Below are 21,411 nucleotides of genomic sequence, written 5' to 3'. Positions count from 1 at the left end.
AGCCGATACAATTAACTCAATACCGGTGTCACGCGCTTATCTCAGCGTGTTGGCACAGGCTCGTCCCCGCGGTAATCATAGAAACCGCGCCCGGCTTTGCGGCCCAGCCAACCAGCTTCGACGTATTTTGTCAGCAGCGGGCAGGGCCGGTACTTCGTGTCAGCCAGCCCATCATGCAGCACGTTCATGATGGCGAGGCAGGTGTCCAATCCAATGAAATCGGCCAGTTCTAGCGGGCCCATTGGATGGTTTGCGCCCAGCTTCATCGATTGGTCGATCGAGCGTACATTCCCGACGCCCTCATAGAGGGTATAGACCGCCTCATTGATCATCGGCATGAGGATACGGTTAACGATAAAGCCGGGAAAATCCTCTGCTGATGCCGCTGTTTTTCCAAGCTTCTCAACAACTTTCAGGCAGGCGTCATATGTCTCGGCATCGGTGGCGATGCCGCGGATCAGCTCGACAAGGCTCATCACGGGGACAGGATTCATAAAGTGGAAACCCATGAATTTTTCGGGCCGGTCCGTGCGGCTGGCCAGCCTTGTGATCGAGATGGATGAGGTGTTCGAGGTCAGGATCGTGTCCGGTTTTAGGTGCGGCAGCAGATCCTCAAAGATAGCTTGCTTGACTGTCTCGCGCTCGGTCGCAGCCTCGATCACCAGATCAGTCTTGCCCAAATCGGTCAGCTTCAGCGTTGTCCCGATGCGGGCCAACGTGCTGTCCATGTCCGACTGCGCTATTTTTTCGCGGCTAACCTGCCGCTCCAGATTGCGGCGCATAATCTCCATCGCGGAGTCCAGCGCGTCCTGGCTTATGTCGGTCAGCAACACCTCATAGCCAGCCAGTGCCATTACATGCGCGATACCGTTGCCCATTTGGCCTGCGCCGACCACGCCGATTGTCTGGATGTTCATGTCACTGCTCCGTATATCGTTTGGCGCACAATAGGCCCCGTCGCACGCGGGCCGCAAGAGGGCGCAGATTGACCCATTCGAGCCAAGGGGATTTACCCAAAGGTTAAGTCGAATTTGCACATTAGCGTTTTCTCAATGGATTGCGCCGATTCTCGCTCTTGGGTGAACTATTTTTTGGTGGGAATTATGACTTATGAAATGCTGGGGGCGCAGCCCCTTGACTACATGCCGTGTCGGTATGGCAGATCGAAACTCGTCTTTCGCGGACCAGCCCGTGACATGACCGGGCGGTATGCCGCCTTTCTGGGCGGGACCGAAACATATGGGAAATTTCTACGCCAGCCTTATCCGGCATTGGTCGAGAGGCAGCTGGGCGCACCTTGCGTTAATATGGGATGGCCGAATTCCGGCGTGGACGTTCTGTTGAACGATCCTGAAATTTTGCACGCAGCATCGCGCGCATGTGTGACAGTGCTACAGGTGCCGGGTGCGCAGAACATGTCGAACCGGTTTTACAAGGTGCATCCGCGTAGGAACGACCGCTTTGTTGAGGCGTCTGCGATACTGCGCGCCATGTTCGCCGAGGTGGATTTTACCGAGTTTCATTTCACCCGGCACATGCTCGGCCACTTGGCATTTGTCTGCCCGGCCCGATTTGCTGTGGTGCGCGACGAGTTGCAGGATGCTTGGATTGCCAGGATGAAGCTTCTGTTGGCGCGGATAGATGGGCCGGTCGTCCTGCTGTGGATGGCAAGCCACGCGCCGGAGGACAGCGCGGACGCGCCCAATATCGCTGGCGATCCCGCGTTTGTCACGCGCGCTATGCTGCGGGCTATCACGGCTCACGCAGAAGGCTTTATCGATGCCACCACCAGCGAGGCCGCGCTTGAGGCAGGGAGTGCGGGAATGGTTCATTCCGAGTTGGAGGCAATTGCAGCGAGCGAGTTGCCCGGCCCGGTCGCCCATGATGAGGCTGCCGAGGCGCTGGCGCCGATTTTGCGGAAGTATCTGGACGCCTGATACAAAAAGACCCGCCCTCGTCAGGCGGGTCCTTTACTGCGTGGTGTCTAATAGAGTTTAGCTCAGCTTTTTTGTCAGCTCTGGCACAGCCTCAAACAAGTCTGCGACGAGACCGTAATCTGCGACCTGAAAGATCGGCGCCTCTTCGTCCTTGTTGATAGCGACGATGATCTTGCTGTCCTTCATGCCGGCGAGGTGCTGGATCGCACCAGAAATGCCAACAGCAACGTATAGATCGGGCGCGACGACCTTGCCGGTCTGGCCGACCTGCCAGTCATTCGGTGCATAGCCCGAATCGACTGCTGCGCGTGATGCACCGACAGCGGCGCCAAGTGCGTCTGCCAGTTTTTCGATCATAGCGAAGTCTTCCTTGCTGCCGACACCGCGGCCACCCGAAACAACAACGCCGGCCGAGGTCAGCTCTGGGCGGTCGGAGGCGGCGACTTTATCTTCGACCCATTCGGACAGACCGGGGTTTGCCACAGCCGAGATTGTCTCGACCGGTGCCGATCCGCCCTCTTCTGCGGCATCAAAGGTGGATGTGCGAAAGCTTACAACCTTCTTGGGATCGATCGATTTCACGGTCTGGAGCGCGTTACCCGCATAGATCGGCCGCTCGAATGTATCAGACGACACAACTGCGGACACGTCCGAGATCACCATGACGTCCAGCAACGCCGCAACGCGCGGCAGCACGTTTTTTGCGTCCGTCGTGGCAGGCGCGACGATATGCTCGTAATCGCCCGCAAGACTGACGATCAGCGCGGCTGTCGGCTCGGCCAGGCGGTGGCCCAAGGACGCGTCCTCGGCAACCAGCACCTTTGTGATACCTTTAATCTTGGACGCCGCTTCGCCAGCAGCAGCGGCTGATGCACCGCAGCAAAGGAGGGTGATGTCACCCAGCGTGGAGGCGGCGGTTACAGCCTTGGCTGTGGCGTCCATCGCCAATTCGCCATCGGTAACTTCGGCAAGGAGTAGAACAGCCATTACACGGCCCCCGCTTCTTTGAGTTTCGCGACCAGTTCGTCGACGGAGCCGACGATTTCGCCCGCTTTGCGTGTCTCAGGCTCGGCTGTGCCGATGACTTGCAGGCGCGGCGTGACGTCGACGCCGTAGTCGGCGGCGGTTTTTTCGTCCATCTGCTTTTTCTTGGCCTTCATGATGTTTGGCAGCGACGCATAACGCGGCTCGTTCAGGCGCAGATCGACGGTGATGATGCTGGGCATGGTTACCTTGATCGTTTGCAATCCGCCATCGACCTCGCGGGTGACGAGTGCATGATCACCGTCAATGTCGAGGCTGGAGGCGAACGTGCCCTGCGACCAGCCCATCAGGGCCGACAGCATTTGGCCTGTGGCGTTCATGTCGTTGTCGATCGCCTGCTTGCCTGCCAGCACGAGGCCGGGCTTTTCTTCGTCGATGATCGCTTTGAGGATCTTGGCGACAGCCAGCGGCTCAATGTCGGTGTTCACGTCCTCGGAGGCGATGACCAGTATGGCGCGGTCGGCGCCCATCGCCAGCGCTGTGCGCAACGTTTCTTGCGCCTGTTTGACGCCGATGGAAACTGCGATGACCTCTTCGGCCTTGCCCGCTTCCTTTAGGCGGATGGCCTGTTCGACAGCGATTTCATCGAATGGATTCATCGACATTTTGACGTTAGCAAGATCGACACCGCTTCCGTCCGCCTTGACGCGGACCTTCACGTTGTAGTCGATCACGCGTTTGACAGGTACGAGCACCTTCATTTGCATAATCTCCCTCAGATTGGTGAAGGGCCGCCGCGCGACTCCTCCTATAACGCTCTCATTGCCTTTGATATAGAAGGGGTGGCGCGGAAAACAGCGCAAAATCGTCGCGTTTGGGCACGGTTGCGGCGAGGCTGTATTCGTAGGGATGCAGTGCGCCAAAAAGGCGGTGCGGCGGTTGGCAATCCGTCAGCGGTTGGCGCCCGGAACCCACAGCACGTCATCCTTGCCACCATCATTGGCCATGCGGCCGGCGACAAAGAACCAGTCGCTGAGGCGGTTCAGATATTTGATCGCAGAGGGATTTACCGTCTCGGTCTCGGCCAGTTCGGTCGACATGCGCTCGGCCCTGCGGCAGACGGTGCGGCAAAGGTGCAAATAGGCGGCAAGAGACGTACCGCCAGGCAGGATAAAGCTGCGCAATGGCTCAAGCACCTCGTTCATCACGTCGATCTCGGCCTCAAGCCTGTCGACCTGCGCCTCTACCATGCGCAGTGGGGGGTATTCGGCGTCCGCGTCATTTTCCATGTCCGGGCGGCACAGATCGGCACCCAGATCGAACAGATCATTCTGAATGCGGGCCAGCGCATCGTCCGTCTCGCCCGTTGTATGCAGGCGCGCCATACCCAGCGCTGCGTTTAACTCGTCTACCGTGCCGTATGCGCTGGGACGGGCCGAATGCTTGGCCACGCGGCTGCCATCGCCGAGCGCGGTATCGCCTTTGTCGCCAGTGCGTGTGTAGATCTTGTTCAGAACGACCATGATCACTGTCCTCCGAAATATTTATGGATGGTTACGAACCCCAGAATCGCCACAATCGCGAAGAATTGCGCGATGATACGCCAGCGCATGAATTTGTTGGCCCGCTTGCCATTGTCCACGCCCTCCTTGCCGAAGGTGCTAATGCCCATCGCCAAAATCACCGCGACGACGAGGCAGGCGGCGGCAACGATAAGAAAGAGCGGGTCACTGAACATGATAGGCCTCCGGTGGTATGGCTATTGCCCGCATGTAGACCGGATGGCGCCAAAGGCGAAGGAGAATTTCTGGCCAGTCGTGCCGCCTAAGCCTTTGACAGAACCCAATCCAGCGCGCGGGTTGGCAGGATACGCCGCGCAATGCCCATCGCATGGGTTGGAACCGTGACATAGTACCGCGCGCGCGGTCGGCGTGCCTCAACTGCGTGGATCAGCTTTTTTGTCACGGCCACGGGAGGCAGCTCAAACGTATCTGGCCCGCTGTCCTGATATAGCCGTTTTTGCAGGCCCGCACGATAATCGGCCTCGCGCGGCGACGATTCCCAATCGATCCACCGTTCGAAATGCGGGATCGAATTTTGCCGGATGCGCGACGTGACAGGGCCCGGCTCAATCAGGCAGACTTGGATGCCGGTGCCGCGGAGTTCGATTCGCATCGTGTCGGTCAGACCTTCGACAGCGAATTTCGTCGCGTTATAGGCACCTCGCCATGGCAACGTCACCAGGCCCAAAACCGAGGAGCATTGTATAATTCGGCCCGACCCTTGGCCGCGCATAACTGGGATCACGCGGCGCGTCAGATCGTGCCAACCAAAGAGATTTGTTTCAAATATTTCGCGCAGCGCACCGGTTGGCAGATCTTCGACCAGACCGGGGCAGGCGAATGCGCCATTGTTAAATAGGGCATCTAATCTGCCTGAACTGGCCTCCAGAACCTCGGCAAGTCCGGCCTCAATGCTGGCCGTGTCAGCGTAATCTATCAGCGGGCTATCCAGCCCCTCCGCCTTGAGGCGTGCGCAATCTTCCGGCTTTCTGCAGGCCGCAAACACACGCCAGCCGCGCGCCTTCAGGCCGTGGGCTGCATCATATCCGATGCCGGACGAGCACCCTGTGATCAGGATGGTGCGCTGTGCGCCGCTGCTTAATTGTGACAAATCAGTTGGCCGCCGTGACCAGCCAATCGGCCATCCAGCCTATCTGGCCTGTGTTAAGATCGCGCAATTCGACCCACGCGCCGCGCCGGTCCAGCACTTCTACACTGGTGCCGCGCGACAGTTGGTCGACTTTGCCGAAATCTGTGCCGGGGCCGCTGCGCATATTTGCCGCGTCGCCCGCGATGCTGCGAATGTCAGATGCTGTCGGGGTAGGGGGCAGTGACGCGACGACCGCCTCGTCAATTGGAGTGTCGCGCACATCGTTCACCAGCGTTTCCGAGTCGAACGACGAGGTGCTGACTGCAGCGCGTGTGCCAAGAGCATCGCCGCCGACAAGCGGCCGTGTCATCGACGCCAGCGTTATGCCAAATCCGCCCGTTTCCTCTGACGATAGACCCGAAAGGCCCGCAAGGGTTACATCACCGCGCGGTTCCGCCCTTGTAACCCGCGTTCTGGCGACCTGCGATTTGTCGCGGCGAACGAGCGCGGGGATTTTTGGTTCGGGGATTTCTGCGCCGGCAAGCTGCACTGGCGCTGGCACCATCTTAGGCTCGGCGAAGATTGATTTGTTCTGATAGGCAACCTGCAGGGAGTCTTGCGCGGGAGCATAGTCAGAGCCGCCGCTGGCTTGGTAAAAAGCGAAGCCCAGAAAGCCGAAGCTGATAAGGATGAAACGCCACATTTTGTGCAACCCCCATTGCAATTTTTGCGCAGGCATATTTTTGCCCACTAGAGGATTTCGGCTGGCAGTCGCCGATTCCCCGTTTCATTATTCTACACTATTCCCGCCCCGCCAGAACGGCAAAAGACGCGCATAGAGTACGACAGGCGCTTTACGTGCAATAGCGCCACGGCTATCACCGCCGATATGACAGATGATATTGCCGACCCCGCTTCGCCCTCCGGCGCCCCCCCGACCGAATTGGCCGAGCCGCTTCGCCGCGCCATTGGCGACCGGTATCTTACGTATGCGCTTAGCACGATCATGCACCGTGCGCTGCCCGACGCGCGCGACGGGCTAAAGCCCGTTCACCGCCGCATCCTATACGCAATGCGCGAACTGCGACTTAGTTCCACAGGCGGCTTCCGAAAGTCCGCCAAGATCAGCGGCGACGTGATGGGTAACTACCATCCGCACGGCGATGCTGCGATCTATGACGCGATGGCGCGGCTGGCTCAGGACTTCGCTGTGCGCTATCCGTTAGTCGACGGGCAGGGGAACTTCGGCAATATTGACGGGGATAATCCTGCCGCTGCGCGTTATACCGAGGCGCGGATGACCGCTGCCGCTGAGGCGTTGCTGGACGGACTGGCCGAAAACGCGGTCGATTTCCGTGATAACTATGATGGCACCCTGACAGAGCCTGTGGTTCTGCCCGCATCCTTTCCGAACCTGTTGGCAAACGGATCGTCGGGCATTGCGGTGGGGATGGCCACCAATATCCCGCCCCATAATATTGCCGAATTGATCGATGCGTGCCTGCATCTAATCAAAGTGCCTGATGCGCGCGATGACACGCTGCTAAATTACGTACCCGGCCCCGATTTCCCGACAGGCGGCGTCATTGTCGAGCCGCCCGAGAGCATTGCGCAGGCCTACCGCACTGGACGCGGCGCCTTCCGCCTGCGCTGCAAATGGGAGGTCGAGGATCTGGGGCGCGGTCAATGGCACATCGTAGTCACCGAGATCCCGTATCAAGTGCAGAAATCGCGCCTGATCGAGAAGATCGCCGAAGTTATCCAGCTCAAAAAGATCCCGATCCTTGCAGATGTGCGCGACGAAAGCGCCGAAGATATTCGCCTCATCCTTGAGCCGCGCAGCAAGAATGTGTCGCCCGAGATGCTGATGGGCATGATGTATCGCAACTCCGACCTTGAGGTGCGTTTCTCTCTCAATATGAACGTGTTGATTGACGGAGTTACACCAAAGGTCTGCTCGATGAAGGAGGTCCTGCGGGCCTTCCTCGACTTCCGCCGCGAAGTGCTGGAGCGCCGTTCGGCCCACCGGATGGAAAAGATCGACCACCGTCTGGAGGTGCTGGAGGGGCTGATTGTTGCGTTCCTCAACCTCGACCGCGTGATTGATATTATTCGATATGACGAGGCGCCCAAACCCGCTTTGATGCGCGAGAATTGGGGGCAGGAATTTATCCGGGCCACGGATCAGGCAGACTACGTGTCACCGCCCGAGGGCGGCGAGGATGGGCTGACCGACATTCAGGCCGAGGCGATCCTGAACATGCGCCTGCGCAGTTTGCGCCGTCTTGAGGAAATCGAACTGCTGAAAGAGCAAAGCGCTCTTATGGAAGAGCGCGCTGCGCTGGAGGATCTGCTGGAGCATCCTGAACTGCAGTGGGATGCGATCGCGGATCAGCTGAGAGAGGTCAAGAAGACCTTTGGTAAAAATTCCGTCGGCGGCGCGCGGCGCACCCAATTCGCCGAGGCCGGCGAGGTTGAAGAAGTGCCGCTGGAGGCGATGATCGACCGCGAGCCGATCACGGTCGTTTGCTCGCAAATGGGCTGGATTCGCGCGATGACCGGCCATATCGATTTGACGCGCGAACTTAAGTTCAAGGACGGCGACGGACCGGGCTTCCTCTTTCATGCGGAAACGACTGACCGTTTGCTGGTCTTTGCCGGCAACGGGCGATTCTACACTATTCCAGCCTCCACGCTGCCCGGTGGGCGCGGCATGGGCGAGCCGTTACGCCTGATAGTAGACCTGCCGAATGAGGCCGAGATTGTCGATATTCATATCCACCAGCCTGGTCGTAAGCTTTTGATCGCGTCGTCGGCCGGCGATGGCTTTGTCGTACCAGAGGACGAGGTTTTGGCCCAGACGAGAAGCGGCAAACAGGTGCTGAACGTGCGCGCCCCGACACGGGCCACCGTTTGCAAGCCTGTGACCGGCGATCATGTCGCGGTTGTAGGTGAAAATCGAAAAGTGTTGATTTTTGCACTGTCTGAGCTGCCAGAAATGGGGAGGGGCAAGGGCGTAAGGTTGCAAAAGTACAAGGACGGCGGTTTGAGCGACGCCATTACATTCAGCATTGAAGCCGGTTTGACATGGCTTGATCCGGCAGGGCGCACCCGGACTGAAACGTTACTGGATGAGTGGACCGGCAAGCGTTCCGGATCGGGCCGCATGGCGCCGCGCGGCTTCCCTCGGGATAACAAATTCAACGGATGAGCAGTGCCGTCTAAGCGCTAGACGGGCGTGCAGAATATCAACCGGTTACCTGCGGGATCGTGGATCTTCATATCGTCAAATCCCCAAGGCTGGCGCTGAACGCCGGGCCGTGCGTTTTTGTACTGCTTGGCATTCAGGTCGCGGCAGTAGGTTTGCACATCGTCCATTTCGATCCGCAGGGCCGATCCCGGCGTCGCGTCGCCATGATGCTCGGAGACATGCAGAACGCATCCTTCGCGCCTGAGCGACAGATAGAGCGGCGCGTCCTCGTCGAACCGATGCTCGAACTCAATCTCGAAGCCTAGAAAATCGACATAAAATGCACGCGCTGCAGACTCGTCAAAACTGCGCAGGATCGGAATAGGCGGTTTCATCGGCATTTGAATGGCTCCTCTTTTCACGGGGTTTACGCCATTGCGGTCATCATTTTTGCCCTCAGTCAAGGCGCCCGCCAGAAAGCCAGTGCGCTGACACGCTAAAGCCTGGCTTGAGTTACAGCGGCTGATAGGAATGCGCTGCGTAGGATATATTTTTGACGATCTAAGTAACCTAATATTTAAAGTTTAGCTTTAGACGATCATTCTAGATACTTGTAATGGTTGCTTTATATGAGAGTTATCATAAAAAGGGGCAGCTCTTTTGGCTGCCCTTTCTACTTCAGATAATGCCACGCTCACTCCAGCGCATTGCCTTCTTTGATCACGCCGCTACCCGCACTTTCTCCGTTCTGAAACCACTCCAACTGGTTGCCATCGATCTGGGCCTCGTAGCAGCCAAAATCGGTGTCGGGATAGCAAACACCATCGTCACCAATTTCGTATACGCCGCCGCCAGAAGCATCTTCGTACCTACCGTCATCGCCGAAATAGCTGGCATAGCCGCCACCGCCCATTTCGCCAGTATATGTGTTGCCAATCAATGCCGCGCGAATTTCGTCAGCGCTGGAGGCGGCGAATGCGCCACTGGTGGCTGCGCCTAGCGCAAGCGCGGCGATCATGGCGGTACGCGTGATGAGTCGAATGGTCATTGCTGTCTCCCTTGGTTGAAGTCCTCATTAACTAAATAGGGAGACCCTGCTACATTCAATGGCGCAAAATTGCACGAGATCGATCAGTGCGCGCCTTTCCGCCCGGCCCTAGGCGGGCTCTGCCTGAAGCCATACGCCGCCCTCGGGGCGGAGCGTTAAAATCATGACCGGCTCGGGGTCGCGACCCTTGATGGGCGTAAAACGAAACCTATTCAGCAGCGTGGCGAGGATAATGACCGCCTCTTGCAGCGCAAAGCTGGCGCCGATGCAAATGCGCGGTCCATCGCCAAAGGGCAGGTACGCGTAGCGCTGCAAGTCTTTGCGTGCCTCGAACCGTTCTGGACGAAACCCGTCTGGATCGTCCCACAGTTGGTGGTGGCGGTGTAGCGCATAAATTGGCACGATCACTGTCTCGCCGCGTTTGATCTGCCGCCCGCAGAGCGTGTCGTCTGCAAGCGCGCTGCGCGATACCATCGCGGCGGGAGGATAAAGGCGCAGCGCCTCGTCTGCAATCATGCGGATGTAGGTCAGATTAGCCACATCGGCGCCGGTCGCAGGGCCATCGCCACAGACGCGCCGGACTTCCTCGCGGGCTTTTTCCTGCACGCGGGGATCAAATGCGCACAGGTATAACGACCACGCCAGTGTCAGCGCCGTCGTCTCGTGCCCCGCGACGATAAAGGTCAGCAAATTGTCGCGCAGCTCAGCGGTGTTCATCCGGCGCTTCGTCTCGGGGTCGACGCCGTCCAGCAGCAGGTCAAGCAGGTCGGGGACGCCTTGCGGGCCTCGCTTGCGGCGCGCTTCGACGGCCTCATCGGCGACGCGCTTCATATCCTTCATCGCGCTGCCCGACATCATACGGCCGGGGCGCGGCACCCAGTCAGGAAAACCAAGAATATCAAACAGCGAGATTTTACCAGCCTCGGCGATATAGGCGTCGATAGCGCCATGCACGCCGCCCGCGTCAAAGCTGCCATCGCCCGAAAACGTGACATCAGCGATCACGTCGAAGGTGGTCCGCACCATATCGGCAGCCACGTCCATCGCGCGCGGGCCAGCCGCGGCAATACGCTCGGCGCTCCGCTCCGCTGCCGCGGTCATGATCGGCGCGAGGTTCGTCACATTTCGGTGCGAGAATACCGGGGCGGCCGCGCGCCGCTGCCAGCGCCACTCCGCGCCCTCGGCGATGAACATACTCTGGCCAATCGCGGGCTTCAGAAGGTTCTTGGTCACCAGAGATTTCGGATAATTTTCGACATTCTCCAGCAGGACACGGCGCAGCGCACCGGGGTCCATGACCATGTGCCAGCGTTTACCGGTGCGTCCCGATACCATCGGCTGGCGCGTTGCCAGATCGGGAATTATGCTAAGCACGTTGCGCCGGGCAGCGGCCAAGCTGCCCAAGATGCCCATCGGCTGGGTGACCAGCGGGACACGGACGGGCAGGGCGGGGGAGATGTCATCTGTCATAGTGTTGAATATAGACGCCTTAACGCGCCGGGCAATCGCACGAGGCCTGATTTCGTTGCGATCTGGTTGCGTGTGCGCTATCGCGTCGAAGCAACTTAATATCCCCTGTTCTGAGGATCGCTGCCAATGCTTCGCCTGATTGCCCTCTTTAGCCTACTGCTGAGCGTTGCTGCTTGCACCAATCCCAATGATCTGGACAAGGCGCCCGTGCCGCTGGGTGATTTCAAGCTGGGCTATAACGTGGTTGTCGCGCCGAATATCACCAAAGGGCCGGCGTCGCGCGATGCATCCAAGGAAGAATGGACCACCGCAATGAAAAAGGCCGTGGGCGCACGGTTTAGCAGGTATGACGGCGACAAGCTGTATCATCTGGCCATTTCGATCGAAGGCTATGTTCTGGCCGTGCCGGGCGTGCCGCTGATCGCGTCGCCAAAATCGGCGCTGATCCTGAACGTTACCGTTTGGGATGACGCGGCGGGTAAGAAAATGAATGAGAAGCCAGAGCAGGTGACAGTGATCGAATCCTTCTCTGGCGAGACTGTCCTGGGGTCCGGTCTGACTCAGTCAAAGGAAAAGCAGATGCAAAACCTCAGCCGCAATGCAGCCAAGTTGATCCAGAACTGGCTGGTGCGCCAGAAATACCAAGAGGACTGGTTCGGCGGCACGGCGGCTGATCGCAAGCAGGCAAGGGCTGTCGCCACCACAAAGGCTGGGACTACTGCGGGCAAGCCCGTAAGTCCCGCAGCCGCGACGCCTGCTGTAGCACCTGCAGCCAAGTCCGCCGTAGCTGCCAACTAGGCCGCCCCGCGGATTTCCCGGCAAATTCCGCGATTGGTGGCTTGATTCCTGGCGCGGGCTGGCGTAGTCCGTGCCTCGGCCTTAGGGGTATAGCTCAGCTGGTAGAGCGACGGTCTCCAAAACCGTAGGTCGAGGGTTCGAACCCTTCTGCCCCTGCCATTTTCCTTGGATTTAATATTTTCGGCCCTGTAGCGGCGATTGTGCCTGTGGCTGAGTGGGCCTTTTCCAAGGGTATTCTTTTCGGCTTCGGCGATGCGCATGTAATCTGGCATGTTTTGACACGATTTAGACACGCTTGCCACAATTTCGCCTGATTCGTGCCGTATCAAATCCCCATTCGGCGGGCGGCCCACTGCGGCACCGTGCCGAATTCGCGTGGGGGCGCGGAACAAGGGGTTTGCTGCAATGGCATTTTCTGATGAATTGACAGTATCGCATGTGCACAATCATGCGCTGCGAACAGGTTTGGGCATTTCGCCGTTGAAATCGCGCGGTGCGCAGCTGACTGAGGCTGAAATCGAGCATGTAATTGCGCGGACACTGTCCGAGGACCGCCAAATGGAGGCGCGCGCAGCGCTGCCTGCAATTGCGACTCAGGACGAATTGTCGGGCCAATCGGGTCGCCTTGCGCGCCGTGCAGCGCAGCAAGAAGAGGCGGCGTCCGCAAGGCTGGACGCAGTGGCGGCGCAGTATCGCCGCGCCCAGCCAGCTATCGAAGATCTGACAGGCGCTAGGATCGGTCTGCCGCATGTGGCGCCATGGCTGCGGCGCAGCGTGTTGGGGCTGGTGATTGCGTCCGTGGTATGGATGTGGCCGTTGATTTTGCTCGCCGCTGTGGTTGCTGCGCTCGCTCTGCCGCCTCTCTTTGCAATCGCTCTGAGCAATGAGGGTGTGGTCAATGCTCTGGCCCACATTTATCGCTGGCGTCATGCCCGGCGACCTGAGCGGGCCGAGCAGATGCGGGTCCGCGTTGACCGGTTTGCCATGCGGGTGGACGCGATCCTTGACCGTCTGCCAGAAGGGTGGACCACAGGCCTTTATATGCCCGATTTTAGCCAAGAGGCATTGCTTCCTGCGGACCAGACGCATGAGCCCGATCCGTTTGATCGTCTTCGCGGCGCTTGATCGCCTCCTAGCGAGCCGATGAGCGAGGCAGGCAGGCGGGCTATGGGTACTTGAATTCGGGCAGCTTGCCGCGTATGTGCACGACCAAGTAGCCCCCGATCGCAGGGGCCGTAGTCAGAAAAAGAAGGCAGCGCATGGCACGCACCAATCCACTTCAGTTCGTTCAGCAGGTCCGCGCAGAGGTCAGCAAGGTCGTATGGCCGACGCGCCGCGAAGTGCTGCTGACAACTGTGATGGTCTTTATCATGGCCGCCCTCACGGCGGTTTTCTTTGCGCTTGTCGATCTGGGCATTCGCAGCGGATTACAGGGCGTCTTTACGCTAGTTGGCTAGCACCGCATGGCACCATGTGCCTGAAACGCGCCGCTTTAAACCATCACCCCCTTGAATCCATAGGCGATGACGGGTAGTGCGGCGGTAACTCTACAAGGTGGCGCGCGGCGATTCGACGCCCCGCGCCGATTTTGTTTTAAAAACGTCCGGCAGCGCAGGTTTGCGCCTCGTTCGGACATATAGGTAATTCTGGCCCACGCGCCGGACGAGACGGAGACAAGCTCAGCATGGCAAAGCGGTGGTATTCGGTGAGCGTTCTGTCGAATTTCGAGAAGAAGATCGCCGAACAGATCAGAAACTCAGTCGTCGAGAATGGCCTGGAAGAAGATATCGACGAGGTGCTGGTTCCGACCGAAGAGGTCATCGAGGTGCGGCGCGGCAAGAAGGTAACAGCCGAGCGGCGCTTTATGCCGGGCTATGTGCTGGTGCGGATGGATATGTCCGACAAGGGCTATCACATGATTAACTCGATCAACCGCGTCACTGGCTTTCTAGGTCCGCAGGGCCGCCCGATGCCGATGCGCGACTCCGAAGTTCAGGCCATTCTTGGCCGCGTTCAGGAAGGCGAGGACAGTCCGCGCACCCTGATCCACTTTGAGATCGGCGAGAAGGTCAAGGTCAACGATGGCCCGTTCGAAGGCTTTGACGGATCGGTTGAGAATGTCGATGAAGATCACCAGCGCCTCAAGGTGTCGGTGTCGATCTTTGGCCGGGAAACCCCGGTCGAACTGGAATTCACGCAGGTGTCCAAGCAGTAACGCTGGCCCGCGCGATATGCACCGCCAGCTGGCGGCGCCACCCGGAGCAATCTGGGCATAATGTGGAAGGCGAGGGGGCCGCGGCCCCTGTACCCGGACCACGCAACGCAGAAGGCTGAGGGGCGCGCCCCAAGGTCTGTTGAAACGAAGGAGAGGCCAAATGGCCAAGAAACTAGCCGGAAAGATGAAGCTGCAGGTGAAAGCCGGGCAAGCCAATCCCAGCCCGCCCGTCGGCCCCGCACTGGGCCAACGCGGCATTAACATCATGGAATTCTGCAAGGCGTTTAACGCCAAGACGCAGGATCTTGAGCCGGGCGCACCTTGCCCGACCGTGATTACGTATTATCAGGACAAGTCCTTTGAGATGGAAATCAAGACGCCGCCCGCGTCTTACTATCTTAAGAAGGCCGCCAAGCTGAAGTCGGGCGGCAAGACGCCGGGCCGCGAAACGGCTGGCTCCGTTTCGGTCAAGCAGGTCCGCGAGATCGCCGAAGCCAAGTGGAAAGACCTGAACGCAAACGACGTGGACGCCGCGATGAAGATCATCGTGGGCAGCGCACGCTCCATGGGCATCGAGGTGAAGTAAGATGGCAAAACTTGGAAAACGCGCACGCAGCGCCCGCGAAGCCTTTGAAGGCAAAAGCAACCTGAGCATCGAAGAAGCGGTCAAGCTGGTCAAGGACAACGCCAAGGCGAAGTTCGACGAGACCATTGAGATCGCCGTCAATCTGGGCGTAGACCCGCGCCACGCTGACCAGATGGTTCGCGGTGTTATCGGTCTGCCTAACGGCACCGGCAAGACTGTCCGCGTTGCGGTATTCGCGCGCGGCGCCAAGGCCGAAGAGGCCGAGGCAGCTGGCGCCGATATCGTCGGTGCCGAGGATCTGATGGAAATCGTCCAAGGCGGCAAAATCGACTTTGATCGCTGCATCGCCACGCCTGACATGATGCCCGTCGTGGGCCGTCTGGGCAAGGTGCTGGGCCCGCGCAACCTGATGCCGAACCCCAAAGTGGGTACGGTCACGATGGATGTAGCCCAAGCTGTCAAGGACGCCAAAGGCGGCCAGGTGCAGTTCAAGGCCGAGAAGGCCGGTGTGGTTCATGCCGGTGTCGGCAAGGCATCGTTTGGCCAGGAACAACTGGTCGAGAACGTCCGTGCCTTTATCAACGCCGTGGCCAAGGCCAAGCCGGCGGGCGCCAAAGGCTCCTACATGAAGCGCATCTCGCTGACCTCCACCATGGGTCCGGGCGTGACGATCGCCGTGGCGGATGCCGCAACCGAGTAATCGGACACAGCCAAGATTGGGGGAGCGGGCCTGATGGTTCGCTCCTTTTTTCGTTTCTCACTACACTTCTTTTGCCGGGCGACGGCGGCGCACGTCAGAATTAAGGCCTCCGATCCGCCCATCTGCCCCCGGGGGGGTTGGCATTACCGCGCGAACACTCTAAAGGCAGCCTTGCGAGTGAGGCACGGGATTCGCGTCCCATGCCTTCTTCGCGTTTCGTCCAAGACGGTGGGTGGGCCTTTGGCCCTTAATACCCTGCCCGAGGCGGGAATTGAAATTTATCAGCCGAGCGCATGCTTGGATGCCACACTTCGATGCCCCGTTTACAGGACCAAATGCCAGACACACTTGTCTGGCTGAACTGAGCCGGGGGAAATTCCCCCGAAATTTGGAGTGAAACTGTGGATAGAGCCCAGAAAGAGAAAGTGGTCGACGAACTCGGCCAGATCTTCGAAAGCTCTGGCGTCGTCGTGGTAGCCCACTACGCCGGTATTACAGTTGCGGAAATGCAGGATCTGAGGGCGCGCGCACGCGCGGCCGATGCATCCGTTCGCGTTGCCAAAAACAGGCTCGCCAAAATTGCTTTGGAAGGCAAGCCCTGCGCATCTATTGCAGGCTTCCTGACGGGCATGACTGTTCTGACCTATTCAGAGGATCCTGTGGCAGCTGCCAGAGTGTCTGAAGATTTCGCCAAGGATAACAAAAAGTTTGAGATCCTCGGCGGCGCTATGGGTGAGAATGCTCTGGACCGTGCCGGCGTCGAAGCCGTGTCGAAAATGCCCTCGCGCGACGAGCTTATTGCTCAGATCGCAAGCTGCATCGGCGCACCAGGCTCGAACATCGCTGGCGCAATTGGCGCACCTGCTTCGAACATCGCGAGCATCCTCAGCACGATCGAGGAAAAGGCCGAAGCGGCCTGAACGCATCTGGAATTCCGGCAAGGGCATTCCGCCCTGTCGTTGGAACACATCTAATACGGAAAGCATGATAAAATGGCTGATCTGAAAAAAATGGCTGAAGAGATCGTCGGTCTGACGCTGCTCGAAGCACAAGAACTGAAAACTATCCTGAAGGACGAGTACGGCATCGAGCCCGCAGCAGGCGGCGCAGTGATGATGGCCGGTCCCGCAGGCGGCGGCGAGTCTGCAGAAGAGCAGACTGAATTCGACGTTATCCTCAAGTCGGCAGGCGCGTCCAAGATCAACGTGATCAAGGAAGTCCGCGCAATCACCGGTCTGGGCCTGAAAGAAGCCAAAGATCTGGTTGAGGCCGGCGGCAAAGCCGTCAAGGAGCAAGTCTCCAAGGACGAAGCCGACGACATCAAAGCCAAGCTGGAAGCAGCTGGCGCCGAAGTCGAAGTCAAGTAATAGCAGGGGACTGGGCGAGGGCGTACCGCTCCGCCCGATCCCCTCTGATGAGGCTGGATCCGGAAATTCCGGGTCCAGCCGAACCTGTCTTGGACAGGCCCCCATGCGCCGCGGCGCCGGTTCACGATACCGGCACCTCACATTGCGGCGACAGGGTGGGGGCTTATCTCAGGCGAGGTTCGTGCGATCGGGAGGCTGTCCTTGGGACGACGGCCATGAATGGATCGCACCCCCGCCCTCTCTGATGGCCGTGCGGCTGTGGCCCGACAGCACGCACGATCGTTGAGAATTGAAAGGTGACCAGACACATGGCTCAATCCTACCTTGGCCAGAAGCGTTTGCGTAAGTACTTCGGCAAAATCCGCGAAGTCCTCGAAATGCCGAACCTCATTGAGGTTCAGAAATCCTCCTACGATCTGTTCCTGCGCTCGGGCGATCACGCCCAGCCAGCGGACGGCGAGGGTATCAAAGGCGTGTTCCAATCGGTATTTCCGATATCGGACTTCAACGAGACAAGCGTTATTGAGTTCGTTAGCTACGACTTGGAAAAGCCAAAATACGACGTCGAGGAGTGCATGCAGCGCGACATGACGTATGCGGCGCCGCTGAAGGTGACGCTGCGTCTGATCGTGTTTGATATCGACGAGGATACCGGCGCGAAATCGGTCAAGGATATCAAGGAACAGGACGTATTCATGGGCGATATGCCTTTGATGACGCCCAATGGTACATTCGTCGTCAATGGCACTGAGCGGGTCATCGTTTCCCAGATGCACCGTAGCCCCGGCGTGTTCTTTGACCACGACAAGGGCAAGACGCACAGCTCTGGCAAGTTGCTGTTTGCGTGCCGCATTATTCCCTATCGCGGCTCGTGGCTGGACTTTGAATTCGATGCCAAGGATATCGTGTTCGCGCGCATCGACCGTCGTCGCAAGCTGCCTGTGACAACTCTGCTTTATTCGCTGGGTCTGGACCAAGAAGGCATCATGGATGCCTATTACGACACCATCCAGTTCAAGCTGAAGAAGAACAAGGGCTGGGTCACTAAGTTCTTCCCAGAGCGCGCGCGTGGCACGCGCCCAACCTACGATCTGGTCGACGCCAAGACGGGCGAAGTCATTGCCGAGGCGGGCAAGAAGGTCACGCCTCGCGCGGTGAAAAAGCTGATTGACGAGGGCAACGTAAAGGATCTGCTGATCCCGTTCGAGCATATTGTCGGCAAATTCGCCGCCAAGGACATCATCAACGAAGAAACCGGCGCCATCTATGTCGAGGCTGGCGGCGAGTTGACGCTGGAATACGACAAGGCCGGAGAAATTACGGGCGGCACGCTTCAGGATCTGCTGGATGCGGGAATTACCGAGATTCCGGTTTTGGACATCGACAACATCAATGTTGGTCCCTATATCCGCAACACGATGGCCGCGGACAAGAACATGAGCCGCGAGACCGCGCTGATGGACATCTACCGCGTTATGCGCCCCGGCGAGCCGCCCACCGAGGAGGCTGCGTCGGCGTTGTTCAACACGCTCTTCTTTGATAGCGAGCGCTATGATCTGTCCGCCGTTGGACGGGTCAAGATGAACATGCGCCTAGATCTGGATGCGGACGATACGCAGCGCACACTGCGCCGCGAGGATATCCTGTCCTGCATCAAGGCACTGGTCGAACTGCGCGATGGCAAGGGCGACATCGACGATATTGACCACCTCGGCAACCGCCGGGTGCGTTCAGTCGGCGAGCTGATGGAAAACCAGTACCGCGTCGGCCTCTTGCGGATGGAGCGTGCCATCAAGGAGCGGATGAGCAGTGTCGAGATCGACACCGTGATGCCGCAAGACTTGATCAACGCGAAGCCTGCTGCCGCTGCCGTGCGCGAATTCTTTGGCTCCAGCCAGCTGTCGCAGTTCATGGACCAGACGAACCCGCTATCGGAAGTGACCCACAAGCGCCGCCTTTCGGCGCTTGGACCAGGTGGTTTGACGCGTGAGCGCGCAGGCTTTGAGGTGCGCGACGTGCACCCGACCCACTATGGCCGTATGTGCCCGATTGAGACGCCAGAAGGGCCGAACATTGGTCTGATCAACTCGCTCGCCACATTTGCGCGCGTGAATAAATACGGCTTTATCGAAACGCCTTATCGCAAGGTCGTCGACGGTCAGGTCACCGATGACGTGCAATACATGTCCGCGACCGAAGAGCAGCGCCACACCATCGCTCAGGCGAACGCGAACCTCGACGAGAATGGCCGTTTCATCAATGATCTGGTCAGCACGCGCCAGTCGGGCGACTACATGTTGGCACCGAACGAGTCTGTTGATCTGATCGACGTCTCGCCCAAGCAGCTTGTCTCGGTCGCCGCATCGCTGATCCCGTTCCTTGAGAATGACGACGCAAACCGTGCTCTCATGGGTTCGAACATGATGCGCCAGGCCTTGCCACTGATTAAGGCCGAGGCACCGCTGGTCGGCACCGGAATTGAGGGCGTCGTCGCCCGCGATAGTGGTGCGGCTATCATGGCCAAACGTGCGGGTATCATCGACCAGGTCGATGCCCAGCGTATCGTTGTGCGTGCCACGGCAGACATGGAACCGGGCGATCCCGGCGTCGATATCTACCGCCTGCGTAAGTTCCAGCGTTCGAACCAGAACAGCTGCATCAACCAGCGTCCGCTGGTCAAGGTGGGCGACACTGTGGGCAAGCATGAGGTCATCGCCGATGGCCCCGCGACCGACATGGGCGAACTGGCCGTTGGCCGGAACGTCATCGTCGCGTTCATGCCTTGGAATGGGTACAACTACGAAGACTCGATCCTTATCTCCGAGCGGATCAGTCGCGATGACGTCTTTACCTCGATCCACATCGAGGAATTCGAGGTTGCCGCGCGTGATACCAAGCTGGGGCCAGAAGAGATCACCCGCGACATCCCCAACGTGGGCGAAGAGGCGCTGCGCAACCTCGATGAGGCTGGCATCGTCTATATCGGCGCCGACGTAGAGCCGGGCGATATCCTTGTGGGCAAGATTACCCCCAAGGGCGAGAGCCCAATGACACCTGAGGAAAAGCTGCTGCGCGCCATCTTTGGCGAAAAGGCCAGCGATGTGCGTGACACGTCCTTGCGGGTGAAGCCGGGTGATTTCGGCACGGTCGTCGAGGTGCGTGTCTTTAACCGCCATGGTGTGGAAAAAGACGAACGCGCGCTGCAGATTGAGCGTGAAGAGGTCGAGCGTCTCGCACGTGACCGCGATGACGAGTTGGCGATCCTGGACCGCAACATCTATTCCCGTCTGGGCGATATGATCCTTGGAAAAACGGCTGTCAAAGGCCCCAAGGGCGTCAAGTCGAACTCCGAGATCAACGAGGAGCTGTTGAGCACGCTGACCAAGGGTCAGTGGTGGCAGTTGGCGCTGAAGGAAGAGGCCGACGCGCAGATCATGGAGGCGCTGAACGCGCAATACGAGGCGCAAAAGCGTGCCTTGGATACACGCTTCGAAGACAAGGTCGAAAAGGTCCGCCGCGGCGACGATTTGCCGCCCGGCGTCATGAAGATGGTCAAGGTGTTCATCGCGGTAAAGCGCAAGCTGCAACCCGGTGACAAGATGGCTGGCCGTCACGGCAACAAAGGCGTGATTTCCAAGGTGGTCCCGATGGAGGACATGCCGTTCCTCGCGGACGGCACGCCAGTTGATTTCTGTCTTAATCCGCTGGGCGTTCCCAGCCGGATGAACGTCGGACAGATCCTTGAGACGCATATGGGCTGGGCCGCGCGCGGCTTTGGTATCAAGATCGACGACGCGCTTCAGGGCTACCGTCGCAACGGCGATCTGACTCCGGTGCGCGAGGCGATGCACTTGGCTTATGGCGATGATGTCTTTGAAGAAGGCATCAAGGACATGACCGAGGCGCAGCTGGTCGAGGCCGCAGGCAACGTGACGGGCGGCGTGCCCATCGCGACACCTGTCTTTGACGGTGCCAAGGAGCAGGACGTGAACGACGCGCTTAGCCGTGCAGGCTTTGACACGTCGGGCCAGTCGATCCTCTTTGACGGCCGCACGGGCGAGCAGTTTGCGCGCCCTGTCACGGTCGGCATGAAGTACCTGCTCAAGCTGCATCACCTTGTCGATGACAAGATCCACGCACGCTCGACCGGACCATACAGCCTCGTCACTCAGCAGCCGCTGGGCGGTAAAGCGCAGTTCGGTGGGCAGCGCTTTGGTGAGATGGAGGTTTGGGCGCTGGAAGCCTACGGCGCCGCCTACACCTTGCAGGAGATGCTGACGGTCAAGTCGGACGATGTGGCAGGCCGGACCAAGGTCTATGAAAGCATCGTTAAAGGCGAAGACAGCTTCGAGGCCGGTGTGCCAGAGAGCTTTAACGTACTGGTCAAGGAGGTCCGGGGTCTGGGCCTCAACATGGAACTCCTGGATTCGGAGGGGGAAGAATAGAAAATTCATCGCAATTTTC

21 protein-coding genes and 1 tRNA gene are annotated in these 21,411 nt (G+C 59.0%); 12 read left to right on the top strand and 10 right to left on the bottom strand.

Going from position 1 to position 21,411, the window contains the following annotated elements; all coding sequences use genetic code 11:
* Positions 1–41: 41 nt before the first annotated feature.
* Complete coding sequence (locus MK6180000_RS09920) at positions 42–917, bottom strand: 3-hydroxybutyryl-CoA dehydrogenase (protein WP_138934586.1); 876 nt, start codon at positions 915–917, stop codon at positions 42–44.
* A 186-nt stretch (positions 918–1,103) separates the two neighbouring features.
* Between MK6180000_RS09920 and MK6180000_RS09915 the strand changes: the two genes are divergently transcribed.
* On the top strand, positions 1,104–1,937 hold the full coding sequence (locus MK6180000_RS09915; protein ID WP_138934585.1) for a DUF6473 family protein: 834 nt from the start codon (positions 1,104–1,106) through the stop codon (positions 1,935–1,937).
* Between the two features lie 57 nt (positions 1,938–1,994).
* Here MK6180000_RS09915 and MK6180000_RS09910 read toward each other — a convergent pair whose 3' ends face one another.
* The 6 genes from MK6180000_RS09910 to MK6180000_RS09885 form a co-directional block, all read right to left on the bottom strand.
* Positions 1,995–2,924: an electron transfer flavoprotein subunit alpha/FixB family protein gene (locus MK6180000_RS09910; protein ID WP_138934584.1), complete on the bottom strand. Its 930-nt coding sequence runs from the start codon at positions 2,922–2,924 to the stop codon at positions 1,995–1,997.
* The gene (locus MK6180000_RS09905; RefSeq protein WP_138934583.1) at positions 2,924–3,682 is read right to left on the bottom strand and encodes an electron transfer flavoprotein subunit beta/FixA family protein; all 759 of its coding nucleotides are present in this window, start codon (positions 3,680–3,682) and stop codon (positions 2,924–2,926) included. Before MK6180000_RS09905 ends, MK6180000_RS09910 begins: the two co-directional genes overlap by 1 nt.
* Before the next feature lie 189 nt (positions 3,683–3,871).
* The gene (locus MK6180000_RS09900) at positions 3,872–4,444 is read right to left on the bottom strand and encodes a cob(I)yrinic acid a,c-diamide adenosyltransferase (RefSeq protein WP_138934582.1); all 573 of its coding nucleotides are present in this window, start codon (positions 4,442–4,444) and stop codon (positions 3,872–3,874) included.
* Positions 4,445–4,446: 2 nt separating this feature from the next.
* Entirely contained in the window at positions 4,447–4,659 is a 213-nt protein-coding gene (locus tag MK6180000_RS09895; RefSeq protein ID WP_138934581.1) for a twin transmembrane helix small protein, read from the bottom strand.
* 86 nt (positions 4,660–4,745) lie between these two features.
* A complete protein-coding gene (locus MK6180000_RS09890) occupies positions 4,746–5,594 on the bottom strand; it encodes an SDR family oxidoreductase (RefSeq protein WP_138934580.1) in 849 nt (282 codons plus the stop codon).
* A gap of 1 nt (position 5,595) precedes the next feature.
* Entirely contained in the window at positions 5,596–6,276 is a 681-nt protein-coding gene (locus MK6180000_RS09885; RefSeq protein WP_171054590.1) for an SH3 domain-containing protein, read from the bottom strand.
* Between the two features lie 186 nt (positions 6,277–6,462).
* Between MK6180000_RS09885 and MK6180000_RS09880 the strand changes: the two genes are divergently transcribed.
* A complete protein-coding gene (locus MK6180000_RS09880) occupies positions 6,463–8,784 on the top strand; it encodes a DNA topoisomerase IV subunit A (protein ID WP_138934578.1) in 2,322 nt (773 codons plus the stop codon).
* Between the two features lie 17 nt (positions 8,785–8,801).
* On the opposite strand, the gene MK6180000_RS09875 is transcribed toward MK6180000_RS09880, so the two are convergent.
* The 3 genes from MK6180000_RS09875 to MK6180000_RS09865 all read right to left on the bottom strand — a co-directional run bounded on the left by MK6180000_RS09875 (position 8,802) and on the right by MK6180000_RS09865 (position 11,281).
* Positions 8,802–9,164 carry a glyoxalase superfamily protein gene (locus MK6180000_RS09875; protein WP_138934577.1) on the bottom strand — a complete coding sequence of 121 codons (363 nt, stop codon included), beginning with the start codon at positions 9,162–9,164 and terminating at the stop codon, positions 8,802–8,804.
* A gap of 293 nt (positions 9,165–9,457) precedes the next feature.
* Positions 9,458–9,811 carry a hypothetical protein gene (locus tag MK6180000_RS09870; RefSeq protein ID WP_138934576.1) on the bottom strand — a complete coding sequence of 118 codons (354 nt, stop codon included), beginning with the start codon at positions 9,809–9,811 and terminating at the stop codon, positions 9,458–9,460.
* 108 nt (positions 9,812–9,919) lie between these two features.
* Positions 9,920–11,281: a cytochrome P450 gene (locus MK6180000_RS09865; RefSeq protein ID WP_246040480.1), complete on the bottom strand. Its 1,362-nt coding sequence runs from the start codon at positions 11,279–11,281 to the stop codon at positions 9,920–9,922.
* Positions 11,282–11,407: 126 nt separating this feature from the next.
* On the opposite strand from MK6180000_RS09865, the gene MK6180000_RS09860 reads away from it, so the two are divergent.
* The 10 genes from MK6180000_RS09860 (at position 11,408) to rpoB (ending at position 21,392) form a co-directional block, all read left to right on the top strand.
* Positions 11,408–12,079: a hypothetical protein gene (locus MK6180000_RS09860; protein WP_246040479.1), complete on the top strand. Its 672-nt coding sequence runs from the start codon at positions 11,408–11,410 to the stop codon at positions 12,077–12,079.
* Positions 12,080–12,162: 83 nt separating this feature from the next.
* Positions 12,163–12,238: transfer RNA gene (locus MK6180000_RS09855), tRNA-Trp, on the top strand.
* Between the two features lie 246 nt (positions 12,239–12,484).
* Positions 12,485–13,204: a hypothetical protein gene (locus tag MK6180000_RS09850; RefSeq protein WP_138934575.1), complete on the top strand. Its 720-nt coding sequence runs from the start codon at positions 12,485–12,487 to the stop codon at positions 13,202–13,204.
* Between the two features lie 134 nt (positions 13,205–13,338).
* The gene (gene secE, locus MK6180000_RS09845) at positions 13,339–13,536 is read left to right on the top strand and encodes a preprotein translocase subunit SecE (protein WP_138934574.1); all 198 of its coding nucleotides are present in this window, start codon (positions 13,339–13,341) and stop codon (positions 13,534–13,536) included.
* Between the two features lie 227 nt (positions 13,537–13,763).
* Positions 13,764–14,294 carry a transcription termination/antitermination protein NusG gene (gene nusG / locus MK6180000_RS09840; RefSeq protein WP_138934573.1) on the top strand — a complete coding sequence of 177 codons (531 nt, stop codon included), beginning with the start codon at positions 13,764–13,766 and terminating at the stop codon, positions 14,292–14,294.
* Between the two features lie 160 nt (positions 14,295–14,454).
* Complete coding sequence (rplK, locus tag MK6180000_RS09835) at positions 14,455–14,880, top strand: 50S ribosomal protein L11 (RefSeq protein ID WP_138934572.1); 426 nt, start codon at positions 14,455–14,457, stop codon at positions 14,878–14,880.
* A gap of 1 nt (position 14,881) precedes the next feature.
* Complete coding sequence (gene rplA / locus MK6180000_RS09830; RefSeq protein ID WP_138934571.1) at positions 14,882–15,580, top strand: 50S ribosomal protein L1; 699 nt, start codon at positions 14,882–14,884, stop codon at positions 15,578–15,580.
* A 401-nt stretch (positions 15,581–15,981) separates the two neighbouring features.
* The gene (gene rplJ, locus MK6180000_RS09825) at positions 15,982–16,500 is read left to right on the top strand and encodes a 50S ribosomal protein L10 (RefSeq protein ID WP_138934570.1); all 519 of its coding nucleotides are present in this window, start codon (positions 15,982–15,984) and stop codon (positions 16,498–16,500) included.
* A gap of 72 nt (positions 16,501–16,572) precedes the next feature.
* A complete protein-coding gene (gene rplL / locus MK6180000_RS09820) occupies positions 16,573–16,947 on the top strand; it encodes a 50S ribosomal protein L7/L12 (RefSeq protein ID WP_138934569.1) in 375 nt (124 codons plus the stop codon).
* A gap of 308 nt (positions 16,948–17,255) precedes the next feature.
* On the top strand, positions 17,256–21,392 hold the full coding sequence (gene rpoB / locus MK6180000_RS09815) for a DNA-directed RNA polymerase subunit beta (protein WP_138934568.1): 4,137 nt from the start codon (positions 17,256–17,258) through the stop codon (positions 21,390–21,392).
* Positions 21,393–21,411: the final 19 nt, after the last annotated feature.

It is taken from the genome of Roseovarius arcticus (assembly GCF_006125015.1).
GTDB classification, from domain to species: domain Bacteria; phylum Pseudomonadota; class Alphaproteobacteria; order Rhodobacterales; family Rhodobacteraceae; genus Roseovarius; species Roseovarius arcticus.
Note: the sequence above shows the minus strand (reverse complement) of the source record. Positions and strands in the feature narration are given on the sequence as shown.